This window comes from Streptomyces piniterrae, assembly GCF_005048155.1.
Taxonomy (GTDB): domain Bacteria; phylum Actinomycetota; class Actinomycetes; order Streptomycetales; family Streptomycetaceae; genus Streptomyces; species Streptomyces piniterrae.
In genome coordinates, this window is sequence record NZ_SUMB01000010.1 from 339,358 (window position 1) to 357,261 (window position 17,904).

Consider the following 17,904-nt stretch of genomic DNA (forward strand, 5'->3'; position numbering starts at 1 on the left):
CTCCTCCGGCTGACGCGTCCATCGGGCACTCCGAGTACCGCAACCCCACGTGGCATCCCGTTGTGCCCCACCACGTCAAGACCAGGAGACACCACTCCCGTGGCAGTCAAGATCAAGCTGAAGCGTCTGGGCAAGATCCGCGCGCCTCACTACCGCATCGTCATCGCCGACTCCCGTACCCGCCGTGACGGCCGGGCCATCGAGGAGATCGGCCTGTACCACCCGGTGCAGAACCCCTCGCGCATCGAGGTCGACTCCGAGCGTGTCCAGTACTGGCTGGGTGTCGGCGCGCAGCCGACCGAGCCCGTCATGGCCATCCTCAAGGTCACCGGCGACTGGCAGAAGTTCAAGGGTCTGCCGGCCCCGGCGCCCATGAAGGTCGCCGAGCCGAAGGCCGACAAGCGCGCCCTCTTCGAGGCCGCCGCCAAGGCTTCCGGCGACGAGCCCAAGGGTGAGGCCATCACCCCGAAGGCGAAGAAGGCTGACAAGAAGGCGGACGAGGCTGCGGCCGAGTCCACCTCCGAGTCGACCGAGGCCTGAGCATGCTCGAGGAAGCCCTCGAGCACCTCGTGAAGGGCATCGTCGACAACCCCGATGACGTACAGGTTGCCTCGCGCACCCTGCGCCGCGGGCGCGTCCTCGAGGTCCGGGTCCACCCCGACGACCTCGGCAAGGTGATCGGCCGCAACGGCCGTACCGCCCGCGCGCTGCGGACCGTCGTGGGCGCCATCGGCGGCCGGGGAATCCGCGTCGACCTCGTCGACGTCGACCAGGTTCGCTGAACAAGTTGAACACCGGCTCGGGCCGGGGAGGGCTTTCGAGCCGTCCCCGGCCCGTTGCCGTGGACCGCACAGAAGGAGTTGCACAGTGCAGCTAGTGGTGGCACGGATCGGCCGCGCCCACGGCATCAAGGGCGAGGTCACGGTGGAGGTGCGCACCGACGAGCCCGAGCTGCGGCTCGCGCCCGGCGCCGTTCTCGCCACCGACCCCGCCTCCGCGGGGCCGCTGACCATCGCCTCCGGACGGGTGCACAGCGGCCGGCTGCTGCTGCGCTTCGACGGGGTCCTCGACCGTACGGCCGCGGAGGCGCTGCGCAACACCCTGCTGATCGCGGAGGTCGACCCCGAGGAGGTCCCGGAGGACCCCGAGGAGTTCTACGACCACCAGCTGATCGACCTCGATGTCGTCACCCGCGACGGCACCGTCGTCGGGCGCATCCTGGAGATCTCGCATCTGCCCTACCAGGACCTGCTGATCGTCAAGCGCCCCGACGGCAGCGAGGTCATGGTCCCCTTCGTCAGCGAGATCGTCCCGGAGATCGACCTGGAGGAGCAGCGCGCGGTCATCGACCCGCCGCCCGGCCTGCTCGACGAGAGCCAGGCCGTCCGCGCCGACGGCGCTGATGAGCACAGTGCCAGCAGCCGTGAGGACAGCTGATGCGCCTCGACATCGTCACGATCTTCCCCGAGTACCTGGAGCCGCTGAACGTCTCCCTCGTCGGCAAGGCCCGCACCCGGGGACAGCTCGATGTGCGCATACACGACCTGCGGGACTGGGCGCACGACAAGCACAACACCGTCGACGACACCCCCTACGGCGGCGGCCCCGGCATGGTCATGAAGCCGGAGCCGTGGGGCGAGGCACTGGACTCCGTCATCGGGTCCGCCGAGGGCGACGACCGGCCGGTGATCGTCGTCCCCACCCCCAGCGGCCGGCCGTTCACCCAGCAGCTCGCCGTCGAACTCTCCGCCAAGCCCTGGCTGGTGTTCACCCCGGCCCGCTACGAGGGCATCGACCGCCGTGTCATCGAGGAATACGGCGACCGCTGCGACGTCCGCGAACTGTCCATCGGCGACTACGTCCTGGCCGGCGGCGAGGCCCCGGTCCTCGTCATGGTCGAGGCCATCGCCAGGCTGCTGCCCGGCGTCCTCGGCAACGCCGCCTCCCACCAGGACGACTCCTTCGCCCCCGGGGCGATGGCCGACCTCCTGGAGGGCCCCGTCTACACCAAGCCCCCGGAGTGGCGCGGCCGCGGCATCCCCGACGTGCTGCTCAGCGGCCACCACGGGAAGATCGCCCGCTGGCGCCGCGACGAGGCGTTCCGCCGTACCGACCTCAACCGCCCCGACCTGATCGAGCGCGCCGACCCCGCCGCCTTCGACAAGAAGGACCGCGAAATCCTCGCGGCACTGGGCTGGTCACCGGGAACGGACGGCCGATTTGGGCGTACGAGCGAGGCCGTGGAAGAATAGGCCGCTGCTGTGTGCGTCCGGCGCGCGCCCCTGCCACAGGGGGAACGACGCCCGTCCGACGGAACGGCAGCCGAAACTCTCCTTACGACATTCCGCTGATGACCTGTGGCATCAGCGAAGAAAGCAGCAGGTCATGCACCTTCTCGACTCCGTCGACTCCGCGTCGCTGCGCAGCGACGTCCCGGCGTTCCGCCCCGGCGACACCGTCAACGTCCACGTCCGCGTCATCGAGGGCAACCGCTCCCGTGTGCAGCAGTTCAAGGGCGTTGTCATCCGCCGTCAGGGCGCCGGCGTGCGCGAGACCTTCACGGTCCGCAAGGTCAGCTTCTCCGTCGGCGTCGAGCGCACCTTCCCGGTGCACACCCCGATCGTCGAGAAGATCGAGGTCGTGACCCGCGGTGACGTCCGTCGCGCCAAGCTGTACTACCTCCGTGAGCTCCGCGGCAAGGCCGCGAAGATCAAGGAGAAGCGCGACAGCTGAGCCGTGCCGCCCCGGCGATTTTTTGCGCCGGGGCAACGCATGGCGACGCTCACGTCGGGCATCGGGGCCCGGCCGGATAGGCTCAGGACCCGATGGACACCGACGCAAAGCTCTCGGAGCGCGACCCCTCTCCCGCCCCCACCACGGGGCCGGAGCAGCGGTCGCGCTCCGCGCGTTTCCTCGCCGGTATCGCCGGCCTCCGGCACCGGCCGGCCACCCTCCTCGCGCTCTGTCTGGTTTTCCTCCTGCTGCTGAGCAACTTTGTGATGCAGCCCTTTCTGATCCCCAGCTCCTCCATGGAGAACACCCTGCGGATCGGCGACCGAGTGCTGGTCAACAAGCTGGCGTACCGTTTCGGCGGCGAGCCGCGCCGGGGCGATGTCGTCGTGTTCGACGGCACCGGCTCCTTCGTTCACAGGGAGCCGGGGGAGAATCCCGTCACGGGACTGCTGCGCGGCGCCGGCGCGGCGCTGGGCCTGGCCCGGCCCGCCGAGACCGACTACGTCAAACGCGTGATCGGCGTCGGCGGTGACCGTGTGACCTGCTGCGACAAACGGGGGCGGATCAAAGTGAACGGCAAGCCCGTGACCGAGGGGATGCTCCACCCCGGGGACGCGCCGTCCTCGGTGGCATTCGACATCGTGGTGCCGGAGGGGAAGCTGTGGGTCATGGGGGACCACCGCGCCAGATCCCGCGATTCCCGCGACCACCTCGGTGAGCCGGGCGGCGGCACCGTCCCGCTCGACAAGGTGATCGGCCGGGCCGACTGGATCAGCTGGCCGGTGAGCCGCTGGACCACCCTCGACCGCCCGCGGTCCTACGACGGCATACCCGCGCCGGCAGGCTCCCATGGGTAAGCGCGGACGGCCCCGCCACGGGGGCCCGAGCACCATAGGACGGGGCCATGGCGCCCGCCGCGCCGGCACCCAGGAGCCGAGCGACGCCGATGGCGCGCCCGGTGGCCGCCCGGCGACCGGCGGACGGGCGGAACGACGCCGCCAGGCCCGACGTATCAAACGCCGCAGGCAACGCTCCTACCTCAAGGAAATCCCCATCCTCATCGGCGTGGCACTGGCCATCGCCCTCGTCCTGAAGACCTTCCTGGTCCAGGCGTTCGTCATCCCGTCGGGCTCCATGGAGCAGACGATCAAGATCGGCGACCGGGTCCTCGTCGACAAACTCACGCCCTGGTTCGGCTCGAAGCCCGAACGCGGCGACGTCGTCGTCTTCAAGGACCCCGGAGGATGGCTGCCGCCCGCCGAGAAGAAGAAATTCGGCGACGATCCGCCGGGCGTCAAGCAGTTCAAGGAATTCATGACCTTCATCGGTCTGCTGCCGTCCGCCGATGAACAGGACCTCATCAAGCGCGTGATCGGCGTCGGCGGCGACACCGTCAAATGCTGCGACAAACAGGGCCGCATCACGGTCAACGGCACCCCGCTCACCGAAGCCTACGTCCATCCGGGGAACCCGCCCTCCCAGCTGAAATTCACCGTCACCGTCCCCACCGGGCGGATCTTCGTCATGGGCGACCACCGCTCCGACTCCGCGGATTCGCGCTTCCACCTGGACGAGCCGTACCGTGGCACGGTCTCGGAGGAGAACGTGGTCGGCAGCGCCGCCTGGATCGCCTGGCCGCTCAGCCACTGGCGGCGCCTTGAGGAGAATGACACTTTTGCGACGGTGCGCGACGCGCCGGGCGCGAAGCCGTCCGCCGCCGCAGCGCCGCATAGGGTATCTCCCGAGACTTTGGCTGTACTCCCGACCCCTGCGGAACTCCCGCTCGTTATGGGAGTGGTGGGCCTGCACCGGTTGACGGGCAGGCGAAAGCGTGGAGTAAGGAGCAGATGTGGGGGACTTGGCGGTCGGCGCGCGGTCCGGAACCGAAGAGCCCGAGGAGCCGGCGGGGCAGGGTGAGTCCCCCCAGCCGGCGGCGAGTTCCGTGCATCAGTCGCAGCCGCAGCGGTCAGCACAGTCCGACGGGCCCGCCGGCCGGGAGGAGATCGGCAGCGTGAAGAAGGCCAAGAAGCCGCGCGCCTTCTGGAAAGAACTGCCCATCCTCATCGGCATCGCCCTGCTGCTCGCGCTGCTGATCAAAACGTTTCTGGTGCAGGCTTTCTCGATCCCCTCGGACTCCATGCAGGACACCCTGCAGCGCGGCGACCGGGTCCTCGTCGACAAGCTGACACCGTGGTTCGGCTCGGAGCCGCAGCGCGGCGAGGTCGTCGTCTTCCACGACCCCGGAGGCTGGCTCAACGAGACGCCGACGCCCGAGCCCAACCCCATCCAGAAGGTCCTCAGCTTCATCGGACTGATGCCGTCCGCCGAGGAGAAGGACCTGATCAAGCGGGTCATCGCGGTCGGCGGCGACACCGTCGAATGCAAGGGCACCGGCCCGGTCAGGGTCAACGGCAAGGCCCTCAAGGAGGAGTCCTACATCTTCCCGGGCGTCACCCCCTGCGGCGACCGGCCGTTCGGCCCGATCCACGTCCCCAAGGGCCGGATCTGGGTCATGGGCGACCACCGTGACGACTCCCTCGACTCCCGCTACCACCAGAACCTCAAGTACAACGGCACCGTGTCCGTCAACGAGGTCGTCGGCCGCGCCTTCACCATCGCCTGGCCCATCAACCGCTGGTCGACCCTCCCGGTGCCCGACACCTTCGACCAGCCCGGGATCAACGAGACAATGGCCGCGGCTCCGGCCGCGCTGGGCCTCGTCGGCGCCGTACCGATCGTTTTGTGGCGTCGCCGTAGGCTGACCGGAGAACGTACCCCCGGGTAGGGTGCCGTCCCAGATCTTCGATGCGGGGGCGCCCGCGGGGTGGGAGCTGGGATGAGCAGCAGTACGGAACGCCGGACCGGACAGCACACTGGCCGCGGCCGGACCATGGGCAGTGTGCTGTCCGGTCTGGCCGTGGCCCTTGGCTGTGCGCTGTTCCTCGGCGGCTTCGTATGGGGGGCACTGATCTACCGCCCGTACACGGTGCCGACCGATTCGATGTCGCCGACGATCTCCGCCGGGGCCCGGGTCCTGGCCGAAAAGGTCGATGGCGCCGAGATACGCCGCGGCGACGTCGTCGTCTTCAAGGACAAGGTCTGGGGCGACCTGCCGATGGTCAAGCGCGTCGTCGGCGTCGGCGGCGACAAGGTCGCCTGCTGCACCAAGGACGGCCGCCTCACCGTCAACGGAACCCCGATCGAGGAACCGTATCTCCAGGGCGACGGACCCGCCTCGCCCGTCGGCTTCAAGGCCACCGTGCCCAAGGGCCAGCTCTTCCTCCTCGGCGACCACCGCAGCGACTCCATGGACTCCCGCGTCCACCTCACCGACGGCGACCACGGCTCGGTACCGCGCGGCGCCGTGCACGCCCGGGTGGACGCCCTCGCCTGGCCGCTCGACAGCATCGGTGTGATGCGGCGCCCCGCGGCCTTCGCCGAGCTGCCGGGCGGCATCTCACAGCCCGGCCCGGTGCAGCCCATCACCTACGCCGTCCTCGCCGGCGCGGTCCTGGTCCTCGCCGGCGCGGCCCACGGGCCGATCGCCCGACGGAAGGGCCGTAAGCGTGCCTGAGGGGCGTGGGACGGGCCGGGAGGCGGTCAGCGGACCAGACGGGGGCACGGACCGGGACGGCGGGCTGGACGCGGACGTGGACGCTGGCCGGGACGCGGGCGGGGAGCTGGACCGTGGCGCGGGCGCCGGCGAGCCGATGGCTGAGATCCGCCAGGTCGCGCGTGTCGTCCTCCTCGACCCCGACGACCGGATCCTGCTGCTGCACGGCTTCGAACCGGACGACCCGACCGACACCTGGTGGTTCACCCCCGGCGGCGGCCTGGAGGGCAACGAGACCCGCGAGGAGGCGGCCCGCCGCGAGCTCGCCGAGGAGACCGGCATCACGGACGTTGTCATCGGGCCCGTCCTGTGGAAACGCCACTGCTCCTTCCCGTTCGACGGGCGACGCTGGGACCAGGACGAGTGGTATTACCTGGGACGAACCGACCGCACGGCGACCCACACCGCCGGGCTGACGGACCTGGAGCGGCGCAGCGTATCGGGACTGAGGTGGTGGACTTCGGAGGAACTGTCCGCGTCGCATGAGACGGTGTATCCGACCAGACTCGCCGAGCTGCTGCGCACACTGCTCGACGAAGGGCCCCCAAGTGCGCCGGTGCTCCTGGAGACCGAGAGGGTCTGACGCACAATAGGGGGACGCACGGCTGAAGGGGATCTGCCATGAGCGCCGAGGACCTCGAGAAGTACGAGACCGAGATGGAGCTGAAGCTCTACCGGGAGTACCGCGACGTCGTCGGGCTGTTCAAATATGTGATCGAGACCGAACGTCGCTTCTACCTCACCAACGACTACGAGATGCAGGTGCACTCGGTCCAGGGGGAGGTGTTCTTCGAGGTCTCGATGGCCGACGCATGGGTCTGGGATATGTACCGCCCGGCCCGGTTCGTCAAGCAGGTGCGAGTACTGACGTTCAAGGATGTGAATATCGAGGAGCTCAACAAGAGCGATCTCGATCTTCCGGGGAGCTGACGGGCAGCGCTTCGCGGAGGGGCGCCGCGGGCTGCCAGGGCTTCGGGGGACCGCGAGGGCTCCCAGGGCCTGATCTCGTCCTCCCGCCTGCCCGGCTCTCGCCTCCCGCCTCCCGTTTTTCGCCGCCCCGCCTTCCCAGCCGGCCGCTGTGGCGCCTGTGGGTGACCGGGTTATCCACAACCGGCCCGTTGTCCACCAAGATCCAACAGATCTGGGCGGGGGCGTCACAGTCGGTGCCGGAGGTGGTACCGCATGAACACCATGCAGGCCGGCCAGGGAGCCGGGGAGCCGACGCGCCCCAGGGACACAACGCAGGCAGACGACCCGTCGAAGGCCGTTGCCGGGCCGCAGACCGAGACCGGCAGGGAGACCGCCGGAGCCGCGGACGGCGCGGAGCGCAAGGGGGCCACGGCGCGGGGGACGACACCGGGGAGCGGGCCAGGCAGCAGACCAGGCGACGAAGCAGGCAGCGGACCGCGGAGCCGGGCACGGAAGGCCTCCGGCAGCGCGGCACGGACCCGCCCCCACCGCAAACCGGGCCGCCACGCAGAACGCCACACCGCCGTCACCCCCACCGACCCCAGGCGCGCCCTCGGACGCTATGGGGAGGACCTGGCCGCCCGCCGCCTCAGCGAGGCCGGCATGCGCATCCTGGACCGCAACTGGCGCTGCCGCGACGGCGAGATCGACATCGTGGCCGCAGACGGCGACGCACTCGTCATCTGCGAAGTCAAAACCCGCCGCGCCGGACCGTACGAACACCCCATGGCGGCCGTACGCGCCGAGAAGACCGCCCGCCTACGCATGCTCGCGGAACGCTGGCTGGAACGGCACGGCGGCCCACCACAGGGCGGCGTACGCATCGACGTCGTCGGCGTGCTCCTGCCGGCCCGCGGCGCACCCGTCGTCGAACACGTACGCGGGGTGGCGTGATGGGATTCGCCCGCACCTGCTCCGTCGCCCTGGTCGGCGTCGAAGGAGTCGTCGTCGAGGTCCAGGCCGACCTGGAACCCGGAGTCGCGAACTTCACCCTGGTCGGGCTGCCCGACAAAAGCCTCATCGAATCCAAGGACCGCGTGCGCGCCGCGGTGGCGAACTCAGGCGCCGAATGGCCCCAGAAGAAACTCACCGTAGGGCTCAGCCCGGCATCCGTCCCCAAAAGCGGCAGCGGCTTCGACCTGGCCGTGGCCTGCGCGGTCCTCGGCGCCGCCGAGCGCCTCGACCCCCGCGAACTCACCGACCTCATGATGATCGGCGAACTCGGACTGGACGGCAGGGTCCGCCCCGTACGCGGCGTACTGCCCGCCGTCCTGGCCGCGGCCGACGCCGGATACCGCCAGGTCGTCGTGCCCGAACAGACCGTCGCCGAGGCCTCGCTCGTCCCCGGCATGTCCGTCCTCGGCGTGCGCAGCCTGCGCCAGCTCATCGCCGTCCTCAGCGACGAACCCGTGCCCGAAGAGGACGACCCCCTGGAGGAAGGACGCCCCGACCCACTGCTGGCCGGCCTGGTCGTACCCGGCACCGGAATCGGCGCAGGCCTGCCACCCGGGGACCGCACCCTCGACATGTCCGACGTCGCAGGCCAGCACAACGCCCGACGCGCCCTGGAAGTAGCCGCCGCCGGACGCCACCACATCTTCTTCAAGGGCCCGCCCGGAGCCGGCAAAACCATGCTCGCCGAACGCCTCCCCGGGCTGCTGCCACCCCTGTCACCCAACGAATCACTGGAGGTCACCGCCGTCCACTCGGTAGCCGGCACCCTCCCACCAGGACAACCACTCGTCGCCCGGCCGCCCTACTGCGCCCCGCACCACTCCGCGACCATGGCATCCCTCGTCGGCGGCGGCACCGGACTGCCCCGCCCCGGAGCCGTCTCGCTGGCACACCACGGCGTCCTGTTCGTGGACGAGGCCGCCGAATGCAGCGCAAAGGTCCTGGACGCACTGCGCCAGCCACTGGAATCCGGCCATGTCGTCGTCGCCCGCGCCGCCGGCATGATGCGCATGCCGGCACGCTTTCTCCTGGCCCTGGCGGCCAACCCCTGCCCCTGCGGGCGGCACGGCACCAGCGGCGGCGGCTGCGAATGCCGCCCGTCCTCGATCCGCCGCTACCAGGCCAGGCTCTCCGGTCCCCTGCTGGACCGCGTGGACCTGCGGATCGCTGTGGAACCAGTCGCCCGCTCCGAACTCATCACCCTCGGCAGGGGCGCCGAATCCACCGCGGAAGTAGCCGACCGCGTACGGGCGGCCCGCGAACGCGCCGCCGCCCGCTTCGCCGGCACCCCATGGCAGACCAACAGCGAAGTCCCCGGCCACGAACTCAGAACGCGATGGCAGGTACACCCAGGCGCATTGGCACAGGCCGAACGCGACCTGGAATGCGGCCTGCTGACGGCCAGAGGACTCGACCGGGTCCTCCGCGTCGCCTGGACAGCCGCCGACCTCGCCGCCCGCGACCGCCCCACAACGGAAGACGTCAACTGGGCCCTGGAACTACGCACCGGAGTACGCCGCGGCGCGGTAACGACGGTGGCCGGGTAAGCGGCGGCGGCAGCCGGGGAGCGCGGACGGCACGCGACTGGGCGAGAACCGAAGAGCTCGCACCGCGAGGGGCACACCAGGGGGGCAGACCGCGACCGCGCGGACGCACCACCAGCAGGGGGAACGATGAACGGGACAGACGCATGGGGCTTCGCCAAGAACGCGGCGAACGCCGACGACCACAGACCAAGCCACACGACCGACGCGATGGCGACCGGGCAACGACAGGTGCCGCGTACGACGGACCAGCCGCACCACCCCACACGTACGACTGACGTGAACGAACCGGCACGGCACGCCGCGGACGAGCCACAGCGCACGGCGCGCGCGGCACTCACCCGCATTCTCGAACCAGGCGACGAAACCGCCGGCCGCTGGCTGCGCGAGATGGGCCCGGAAGCCCTGTGGCACGCACTGTCCGGTGACACGGCCCCACCCAAAGGCGCGTCGACGACCAAGGTCGACGGCCTGCGGCTGCGCGCCGCACGAGCCACCGACCCCGGCGCGGACCTCGCCGCCGTCGCCGCGCTCGGCGGCCGGTTCATCTGCCCCGGCGACGAGGAATGGCCCCGGCAGCTGGACGACCTCGGCGACGCCCGCCCCATCGGCCTATGGGTACGCGGCCCGGCGAACCTCCGGCTCTGGGCACTGCGGTCAGTCGCCATCGTGGGCGCCCGGGCCTGCACCGACTACGGCGCCCACCTGGCCGCCACCCTGAGCGCCGGCCTCGCCGACCGTGGCTGGACGGTCGTATCCGGCGCGGCATACGGCGTCGACGGAGCGGCCCACCGTGGTGCACTGGCCGCCGACGGCGCGACCATCGCCGTCCTCGCCTCCGGCGTCGACTACGCCTACCCGCGCGGCCACACCGAGTTGATCGGACGCATCGCCGAACAGGGCCTGGTGGCAGCCGAGTTACCACCCGGCGACCACCCCACCCGCAGCCGCTTCGTGCAACGCAACCGCGTCATCGCCGCACTCACCCGAGGCACCGTCGTCGTGGAAGCCGAAGTCCGCAGCGGCTCCCTGGTCACCGCCCGCCGAGCACTCGCCCTCGGACGTTTCACGATGGGCATGCCGGGACCCGTCACCAGTGGACTCTCCGCCGGCGTACACCAACTCCTGCGCGCCGAGGCCATGGTGGTCACCAACGCCGACGAAGTCGTCGAACTCGTCGGAAGCATCGGCGACCTCGCCCCCGAGCGACGCGGTCCGACCCTCGCCCGCGACCTCCTGGACCCCATCGCCACGCGCGTCCTGGAAGCGCTGCCCGCCCGCGGCGCAGCGGACACCGCCCACCTGGCACGGGAGTCGGGCACACCCCGCGACCTCGCGCAAGGCAAGCTCCTTGAGCTGCAATCCCTCGGATTCGTGCAAAAGTGCGGTGAACGCTGGGAGTTGGCGCGACGCGCCGAGACCACCGACGCTTCCCGGCGAGGCGGTACTTGACCTGGGGCGAACGGGTGAAAGGGTGAGGGGAATGACCGCAGAATCCAGGTTTGCCTCGCTTCGGCGCGCCGGGCCGACCCGCAGGGAGACGACGATGTGGCGCAACGGACACGCGGGAAACCGCCCGCCGCGCCACCTCGCCCGGCCCCACCACCCGGCGGGGTCTCGCATCCGGCACGGTGTGCGCGTGTCGCCACGCCGTACGAGGTAACCCCGAGGTGCGGGCAGCGGAACGTATCTGCGTACCGCCAACCTCGCTTCCTCGCACACCGCGACACGGTAGTCACGCTACGCTCACACACAATTCACCCGCACACATCCACCGACCAGTGTCTCGGCAGAACGGCTCAAGGCGACGAATGCCCCAGCACACCTCCGGGTCTGACCGCGCGGCAGTACCACCCGCCGCGCGGGCCAGCGTGCGCCCCGCCGCGCCCACCTCCCTCAACGAGCTGTGGCGCTCCTACAAGGCATCGGGCGACGGGCGGTTGCGGGAGCAGCTGATCCTGCACTACTCCCCGCTGGTCAAGTACGTCGCCGGCCGAGTCAGCGTCGGGCTGCCCCCCAACGTCGAACAGGCGGACTTCGTCTCCTCCGGAGTCTTCGGGCTGATCGACGCCATCGAGAAGTTCGAACCCGAACGCTCCATCAAGTTCGAGACCTACGCCATCACCCGCATCCGCGGCGCCATGATCGACGAGCTCCGCGCGCTGGACTGGATCCCACGATCCGTACGACAGAAAGCCCGCGCCGTCGAACGGGCCTACGCCACGCTCGAAGCGCAGCTGCGCCGTACTCCATCCGAGGCGGAGGTCGCCGCCGAGATGGGCATCGCCCTGGAGGAACTCCACAGCGTGTTCAGCCAGCTGTCCCTGGCGAACGTGGTCGCGCTGGAAGAGCTCCTGCACGTCAGCGGCGAGGGCGGTGAACGGCTGAGCCTCATGGACACGCTCGAGGACACCGCCGCCGACAATCCCGTCGAGATCGCCGAGGACCGCGAGCTGCGGCGACTGCTCGCGCGCGCCATCAACACCCTCCCCGAACGCGAGAAGACCGTGGTGACCCTCTACTACTACGAGGGCCTCACGCTCGCCGAGATCGGCAATGTCCTCGGTGTCACGGAGAGCCGGGTCAGCCAGATCCACACCAAGTCCGTACTGCAGCTCCGGGCGAAACTTGCCGACGTCGGACGCTGAGCCCGATGGCGCCGTGTCGCGATGCGGAGTGCCACCGCCGGCGTGCCATCCGTAGAGTGGTGGTGTGCCAAGGATTCGAGCGGCCTCTGTGGCCGAGCACCGGACGATGCAGCGCGGCGCCCTTCTGGACGCCGCCCGCTCCCTGCTGTCCGAAGGCGGAACGGAAGCGCTGACCTTCCCCGCCCTCGCCGAACGCACGGGACTCGCCCGCTCCTCCGTATACGAGTACTTCCGCTCCCGCGCGGCCGTCGTCGAAGAGCTGTGTGCCGTCGACTTCCCGGTGTGGGCCGCGGAGGTCGAAGCGGCGATGGAGCGCGTCGATACGCCCGAGGGGAAGATCGAGGCGTATGTACGGCGGCAGCTGGCCCTGGTCGGCGATCGCCGCCACCGCGCCGTCGTCGCCATCTCGGCCGGTGAACTGGACGCCGGCGCCCGCGAAAAGATCCGCGCGGCGCACGGCGGACTGATCGCCATGATCGTCGAGGCTCTTGCCGCCCTGGGCCACGAACAGCCCCGCCTCGCGGCCATGCTCCTGCAGGGCGTCGTGGACGCCGCTGTCCGGCGCATCGAACTCGGTGCCGCCGAGAACCCGGACCAGATCACGGAGGCGGCGGTGGGCATGGCCCTACGAGGCGTCCGCGGCTAACCCCGGGGGCCCTCCCCCTCCCCCTCCCCCTCCTCCCCCCCCGCCACCTCCACCTCCCTCCGCCCCGCGCCCCGCAGCTCGCAGTGGTGGCGTCCCCCCCCCCGCACCCGGCGCAGCGCCCCCCCCCGCACCCGGCGCTGCGCCTACGCCGCGCGACGCACTCCTTCGCCCTCCCTGCCCACGCGCCTCCCATGCGCCGCCGTGGCGAGCCGGCCCAGCGCCCAGAGTGTTGCGGCGGTGAGCGCGACCGCTCCTGCCAGTGCAGCTCCCGTTGGCGTGGCAGCTGCCTCGTCGGCCGTTGGATCTGTCCGGCCGGGCCCTGTCCGCTCAGGCTCTGCGGGGGCCGGCCCCGTACGGCCCGCGGCGTCGGGTACCGGGACGCCGATGACGGGGAGCAGGCGCGACGGGCCGCCGCGGATCATGGGTGGGGGCAGGAGCGAGAGCGGGTCGAGGTAGGACTTCCCGCGGCGCAGGCCCCAGTGGAGACATGGCCCCCGGCAATGGAACGGGCCGCGTTGTACTACGGCGACCGGTTCGCCCGCCGTGACACGTTCCCCCTTATGGGCGGTGGGCCGCACCGGTTCGTAGGTGGTGCGTAGCGGGGGCCGGCCGGAGTGGGGCAGTTCGATGGTGAGGACTCCCCGGCCGGCTACCGTCCCGGCGAAGGCCACTCTGCCAGGGGCGGCCGCTCGTACCGTCGCGCCGACCGTGGTCGCAAGATCCACGCCGCGGTGGCCCGCCGCCCAGGGTGAGGGAGGCGGCTCCCAGCCGCGTAACACGGTGGGGCGAAATCCGGCTGGTCCGTCCACCGGCCAGGCCCGGTCCGTCGCCGGCGCCGATGCTGCAGATCGCTCAAGCCGTGCCGCACCGAGCCAGGTCACGCGTTTCACTGCGCCCACCGCCCCGCGTTCCGCCCCGCGTTCCGCCCCGCGCTCTGCTCCTCGCACCGCCCCGGTGTCCGCGCCCCGGCCCGACGCGAAGCCCGTCGGCGCAAAGCCCGTCGGCGCGGAGATCGTCGATGCGGAGACCGGGACCCCCGTCGCGGACGCGGTGCCCACCCCCAGCGTCGGCACGGAGAGCGCCGCAGCCAGCGCGGCCACCGCGACGGCTACGGAGGCACGCGCGTCGCGCGCCGGGAAGAAGCAGCTGGGGCCGTACCTGTCCGGCACCCCTCGTGGGGAGGGTGGCCGCAAGGGAGAGGGGAAGGGAGAGGGGAAGGTCAGCGGGGCGGGTTCACCAGCGGCGCCGGGTGGGCCGCCCCAGCCAGGTGGGGCGGCCCACCAGCCGGGCAAACCCCACCGGCCAGACAGGGCCCACAAGCCAGGCGAGCCCCATAAGCCGGGCAAGCCCCATGAGCCTCGTGGGTCGCCCGACCCGAGTGCCGCCCTCAACCCGTGCCACCCGCCGGCCCCCCGCGGTCGCGGTCGCGGTCGCAGTCGCGGTCGCGGTCGCGGTCGCCGCGGCGTGACCCCGTCGCGGGAGAGGGGAGAGGGAGAGGTCGGAGCCGGGCCGGAGTTTCCTGGCCTGTGTCGCGTGATTCGTCGCATGTCCCGACGGTGGCGTAATCCGCCGCAGCGTGGGGATCTTGGTCCGAAGCTGTGGATTACCGGGCGGTTGTGGACAACGGTGTCACTCGCGTGGGGCTCGAAAAGGAGCGTGTCGCCCGGTGCGTCGGCCGTCCCGTACACTTCTTGTGGCGATCCGGGTCACCGGGTCGACTTCGCACGCCCCGCCATCAGTGCACCAGTCCCTTTCGGGCAGCACGATGGCCGCGCTCCTCGGTCCTCGGAAGGCTCCGCAAGGTTCCTTCCTCGGCAGGCGCGTCGGGGCGTCAGGCACCGCGGCCGACCGGCCGTAGTGGAACCGAGAAACAACAAGGAGTACGGCCATGGCCGTCGTCACGATGCGGGAGCTGCTGGAGAGCGGCGTCCACTTCGGGCACCAGACCCGCCGCTGGAACCCGAAGATGAAGCGCTTCATCTTCACCGAGCGCAACGGCATCTACATCATCGACCTGCTCCAGTCGCTGTCGTACATCGACCGCGCCTACGAGTTCGTCAAGGAGACCGTCGCCCACGGCGGTTCGGTCATGTTCGTCGGCACGAAGAAGCAGGCCCAGGAGGCCATTGCCGAGCAGGCGACCCGCGTGGGCATGCCCTACGTGAACCAGCGCTGGCTCGGCGGCATGCTGACCAACTTCTCGACCGTCTACAAGCGCCTGCAGCGCCTGAAGGAGCTCGAGCAGATCGACTTCGAGGATGTGGCCGCGTCCGGCCTCACCAAGAAGGAGCTCCTCGTCCTCTCCCGCGAGAAGGCCAAGCTGGAGAAGACCCTCGGCGGTATCCGCGAGATGCAGAAGGTGCCCAGCGCCGTCTGGATCGTGGACACCAAGAAGGAGCACATCGCCGTCGGTGAGGCGCGCAAGCTCAACATCCCGGTCGTCGCGATCCTCGACACCAACTGCGACCCGGACGAGGTCGACTACAAGATCCCGGGCAACGACGACGCGATCCGCTCCGTCACCCTGCTCACCCGCGTGATCGCCGACGCCGTCGCCGAGGGCCTCATCGCCCGTTCCGGCGCCGCCACCGGCGACCAGAAGCCGGGCGAGAAGGCCGGCGAGCCGCTCGCCGAGTGGGAGCGCGACCTGCTCGAGGGCGAGAAGAAGACTGACGACGAGGCGCCCAAGGCGGAGGCCCCCAAGGCCGAGGCTCCGGCGGCCGAGGCCGAGGCTGAGAAGCCGGCCGCGGACGCCGAGCAGGCCTGACCTCAGGACCGGTTGACGACGGCGGGGGCAGGCGCCACGAGCGCCGCCCCCGCCGTCCACCCGTAGATCTTTCGACTTCGAGATTTCGAGAAGAGATTCACAGACCATGGCGAACTACACCGCCGCTGACGTCAAGAAGCTCCGCGAGCTCACCGGCGCCGGCATGATGGACTGCAAGAAGGCCCTGGACGAGGCCGAGGGCAACGTCGACAAGGCCGTCGAGGCGCTGCGCATCAAGGGGCAGAAGGGCGTCGCCAAGCGCGAGGGCCGCTCCGCCGAGAACGGCGCCGTGGTCTCCCTGATCGCCGACGACAACACCTCCGGTGTCATCGTCGAGCTGAAGTGCGAGACGGACTTCGTCGCCAAGGGCGAGAAGTTCCAGTCCGTCGCCAACGCGCTCGCCGCGCACGTCGCCGCGACCAACCCCGCCGACATCGAGGCCCTGCTCGCCTCCGAGATCGAGGCCGGCAAGACCGTCCAGGCGTACGTGGACGAGGCCAACGCCAACCTGGGCGAGAAGATCGTCCTGGACCGCTTCGCGCAGTTCTCCGACGGCTACGTGTCGGCGTACATGCACCGCACCATGCCCGACCTGCCGCCGCAGATCGGTGTCCTCGTCGAGCTCGACAAGGAGAACGCCGAGGTCGCCAAGGGTGTCGCGCAGCACATCGCCGCCTTCGCCCCGAAGTACCTCGCCAAGGACGACGTCCCGGCCGAGGTCGTCGAGGCCGAGCGCCGCGTCGCCGAGGAGACCACCCGCGCCGAGGGCAAGCCCGAGGCCGCGCTGCCGAAGATCGTCGAGGGTCGCCTCAACGGCTTCTTCAAGGACGCGACGCTGCTCGGCCAGCCGTACGCGCTCGACAACAAGAAGTCCGTCGAGAAGGTCCTCCAGGAGGCCGGTGTCACCCTGAAGCGCTTCTCGCGCATCAAGGTCGGCATCTGAGCCTGCCGCGAAGGCAGCGAATGACCTGCGACCCCGCTAGGGTCGTACGCAGTCGGCCGCTCACCGGCCGGCCGCAGATGTGACGAGGAGGCCATTGCCGCACAGGGATCTGGACCAGACCCACGGCAGTGGCCTTCTTCGTATGTGCACGAGGAGAGCTCAATGAATCACGGTGCCGACGGCGCGGACACAGACAAAGCCGCCAAGGGCGACAGGCGACGCTTCCTGCTGAAGCTGTCGGGCGAGGCGTTCGCCGGTGGCGGCGGGCTGGGTGTCGATCCCGATGTCGTGCATGCCATGGCCCGCGAGATCGCCGCCGTGGTGCGCGACGGTTACGAGATCGCCATCGTGATCGGCGGCGGCAACTTCTTCCGCGGAGCCGAGCTCCAGCAGCGCGGCATGGACCGGGCCCGCTCCGACTACATGGGCATGCTCGGCACGGTCATGAACTGCCTGGCCCTCCAGGACTTCCTGGAGAAGGAGGGCATCGACTCCCGCGTCCAGACCGCCATCACCATGGGCCAGGTCGCGGAGCCGTACATTCCGCTGCGCGCGGTGCGCCACCTGGAGAAGGGCCGGGTCGTCATCTTCGGCGCCGGTATGGGCATGCCGTACTTCTCCACCGACACCACCGCCGCCCAGCGCGCTCTGGAGATCGACGCCGAGGCGATGCTGATGGGCAAGAACGGCGTGGACGGGGTCTACGACTCCGACCCCAAGAAGAACCCGGACGCGGTCAAGTTCGACGCCCTGGAATACGGCGAGGTCATCACCCGTAACCTCAAGGTCGCCGATGCCACCGCCATCACCCTGTGCCGCGACAACAAGCTCCCGATCCTCGTCTTCGAGCTGCTCGCGGAGGGCAACATCGCGCGCGCGGTGAAGGGTGAGAAGATCGGCACGCTCGTCAGCGATCAGGGCACCCGGGCCTGACGGCCCCAACTGCCGCGATTCCGTACGGGCAACGGCCTGTACGGGCGGCAACTCCCGGCCGGGGGAAGACCTCGGTACGGGGATGGACAACCGCCTGCCGGTCGGACACCGTGCAGGAGAAGACGCGCGGCAGGGGCGAGGCTCTGCTTCTTAC

The 17,904-nt window shown here is 70.4% G+C and carries 20 protein-coding genes; 19 read left to right on the top strand and 1 reads right to left on the bottom strand.

The features are described from left to right. Positions 1–99 precede the first annotated feature (99 nt). From rpsP to FCH28_RS27460, 16 genes are all read left to right on the top strand, one after another. Positions 100–540, top strand: a complete 441-nt coding sequence (gene rpsP / locus FCH28_RS27380; RefSeq protein WP_006602842.1) for a 30S ribosomal protein S16 — start codon at positions 100–102, stop codon at positions 538–540. Between the two features lie 2 nt (positions 541–542). Then, entirely contained in the window at positions 543–782 is a 240-nt protein-coding gene (locus FCH28_RS27385; RefSeq protein ID WP_003980229.1) for an RNA-binding protein, read from the top strand. An 85-nt stretch (positions 783–867) separates the two neighbouring features. Beyond that, positions 868–1,437: a ribosome maturation factor RimM gene (gene rimM / locus FCH28_RS27390; RefSeq protein ID WP_136742810.1), complete on the top strand. Its 570-nt coding sequence runs from the start codon at positions 868–870 to the stop codon at positions 1,435–1,437. Beyond that, positions 1,437–2,252 carry a tRNA (guanosine(37)-N1)-methyltransferase TrmD gene (trmD, locus tag FCH28_RS27395; RefSeq protein WP_136742811.1) on the top strand — a complete coding sequence of 272 codons (816 nt, stop codon included), beginning with the start codon at positions 1,437–1,439 and terminating at the stop codon, positions 2,250–2,252. The genes rimM and trmD overlap by 1 nt, the downstream gene beginning before the upstream one ends. Positions 2,253–2,385: 133 nt before the next feature. Continuing rightward, a complete protein-coding gene (rplS, locus tag FCH28_RS27400) occupies positions 2,386–2,733 on the top strand; it encodes a 50S ribosomal protein L19 (RefSeq protein ID WP_136742812.1) in 348 nt (115 codons plus the stop codon). A gap of 92 nt (positions 2,734–2,825) precedes the next feature. Further along, positions 2,826–3,590: a signal peptidase I gene (lepB, locus tag FCH28_RS27405; protein ID WP_136742813.1), complete on the top strand. Its 765-nt coding sequence runs from the start codon at positions 2,826–2,828 to the stop codon at positions 3,588–3,590. Further along, positions 3,583–4,650: a signal peptidase I gene (gene lepB / locus FCH28_RS27410; RefSeq protein WP_136742814.1), complete on the top strand. Its 1,068-nt coding sequence runs from the start codon at positions 3,583–3,585 to the stop codon at positions 4,648–4,650. Before lepB (FCH28_RS27405) ends, lepB (FCH28_RS27410) begins: the two co-directional genes overlap by 8 nt. Before the next feature lie 94 nt (positions 4,651–4,744). Further along, positions 4,745–5,518, top strand: coding sequence for a signal peptidase I (gene lepB / locus FCH28_RS27415; protein WP_425472010.1), 774 nt, complete (start codon positions 4,745–4,747; stop codon positions 5,516–5,518). Positions 5,519–5,569: 51 nt separating this feature from the next. Next, positions 5,570–6,307 (top strand): signal peptidase I, encoded by a 738-nt coding sequence (gene lepB, locus FCH28_RS27420; RefSeq protein WP_136742816.1) that lies wholly within the window; start codon positions 5,570–5,572, stop codon positions 6,305–6,307. A 136-nt stretch (positions 6,308–6,443) separates the two neighbouring features. Then, positions 6,444–6,929, top strand: coding sequence for an NUDIX hydrolase (locus FCH28_RS27430; protein WP_136742886.1), 486 nt, complete (start codon positions 6,444–6,446; stop codon positions 6,927–6,929). 38 nt (positions 6,930–6,967) lie between these two features. Beyond that, positions 6,968–7,276, top strand: coding sequence for a DUF2469 domain-containing protein (locus tag FCH28_RS27435; protein ID WP_003980220.1), 309 nt, complete (start codon positions 6,968–6,970; stop codon positions 7,274–7,276). Positions 7,277–7,888: 612 nt separating this feature from the next. Next, positions 7,889–8,209, top strand: coding sequence for a YraN family protein (locus FCH28_RS39435; protein WP_246103277.1), 321 nt, complete (start codon positions 7,889–7,891; stop codon positions 8,207–8,209). Continuing rightward, on the top strand, positions 8,209–9,816 hold the full coding sequence (locus tag FCH28_RS27445; RefSeq protein WP_136742818.1) for a YifB family Mg chelatase-like AAA ATPase: 1,608 nt from the start codon (positions 8,209–8,211) through the stop codon (positions 9,814–9,816). Before FCH28_RS39435 ends, FCH28_RS27445 begins: the two co-directional genes overlap by 1 nt. A 126-nt stretch (positions 9,817–9,942) precedes the next feature. Further along, entirely contained in the window at positions 9,943–11,265 is a 1,323-nt protein-coding gene (gene dprA, locus FCH28_RS27450) for a DNA-processing protein DprA (RefSeq protein ID WP_246103254.1), read from the top strand. 359 nt (positions 11,266–11,624) lie between these two features. Next, positions 11,625–12,461 carry an RNA polymerase sigma factor WhiG gene (gene whiG / locus FCH28_RS27455; RefSeq protein ID WP_136742819.1) on the top strand — a complete coding sequence of 279 codons (837 nt, stop codon included), beginning with the start codon at positions 11,625–11,627 and terminating at the stop codon, positions 12,459–12,461. A gap of 106 nt (positions 12,462–12,567) precedes the next feature. Next, positions 12,568–13,107 carry a TetR/AcrR family transcriptional regulator gene (locus tag FCH28_RS27460; protein WP_136742888.1) on the top strand — a complete coding sequence of 180 codons (540 nt, stop codon included), beginning with the start codon at positions 12,568–12,570 and terminating at the stop codon, positions 13,105–13,107. A gap of 143 nt (positions 13,108–13,250) precedes the next feature. On the opposite strand, the gene FCH28_RS39940 is transcribed toward FCH28_RS27460, so the two are convergent. Further along, positions 13,251–14,654: a murein hydrolase activator EnvC family protein gene (locus tag FCH28_RS39940; protein ID WP_342781670.1), complete on the bottom strand. Its 1,404-nt coding sequence runs from the start codon at positions 14,652–14,654 to the stop codon at positions 13,251–13,253. 341 nt (positions 14,655–14,995) lie between these two features. On the opposite strand from FCH28_RS39940, the gene rpsB reads away from it, so the two are divergent. The 3 genes from rpsB (at position 14,996) to pyrH (ending at position 17,750) form a co-directional block, all read left to right on the top strand. Next, positions 14,996–15,874, top strand: a complete 879-nt coding sequence (gene rpsB, locus FCH28_RS27475; RefSeq protein ID WP_136742821.1) for a 30S ribosomal protein S2 — start codon at positions 14,996–14,998, stop codon at positions 15,872–15,874. Between the two features lie 106 nt (positions 15,875–15,980). Then, on the top strand, positions 15,981–16,817 hold the full coding sequence (gene tsf, locus FCH28_RS27480; RefSeq protein ID WP_136742822.1) for a translation elongation factor Ts: 837 nt from the start codon (positions 15,981–15,983) through the stop codon (positions 16,815–16,817). A 162-nt stretch (positions 16,818–16,979) separates the two neighbouring features. Next, the gene (gene pyrH, locus FCH28_RS27485; protein WP_136742823.1) at positions 16,980–17,750 is read left to right on the top strand and encodes a UMP kinase; all 771 of its coding nucleotides are present in this window, start codon (positions 16,980–16,982) and stop codon (positions 17,748–17,750) included. Positions 17,751–17,904: the final 154 nt, after the last annotated feature.